Here is a 371-nt window from a genome sequence, read left to right as displayed (position 1 = left end):
TAGACCCCTCCGGCAACGCATTCCCATCAGCATCCTTAGGAGCCGCAACAGAAACCGACTCCCCAGCCTTCACCGAAACATCCTCATACTTCGGATCAACCGAATCAGCAACAGGCTTATCAGCCGCACCAACCTTAACCGGAACCTCAACAGTGTCAGTAGACCCATCCGGATAAGTCACCACAACCGGAACCTTATACTCACCCGGCTCAACATCAGCACCCGGCTTAGCACTAATAGAACCATCAGCATTAACCGTCGCCCACTCAGGAACACCCTCACCAGGAGCAAACTTAGACCCCTCCGGCAACGCATTCCCATCAGCATCCTTAGGAGCCGCAACAGAAACCGACTCCCCAGCCTTCACCGAA

General features: G+C 54.4%; 1 protein-coding gene. It reads right to left on the bottom strand.

Going from position 1 to position 371, the window contains the following annotated elements:
• The coding region (locus QP381_RS08630; protein WP_285068542.1) for a Rib/alpha-like domain-containing protein at positions 1 to 371 on the bottom strand (371 nt) is incomplete at both ends.

The sequence above is a fragment of the Pauljensenia sp. UMB6358 genome (genome assembly GCF_030216865.1).
Classification (GTDB): Bacteria; Actinomycetota; Actinomycetes; order Actinomycetales; family Actinomycetaceae; genus Pauljensenia; species Pauljensenia turicensis_A.
This window is presented reverse-complemented; position numbering and strand designations above follow the sequence as displayed.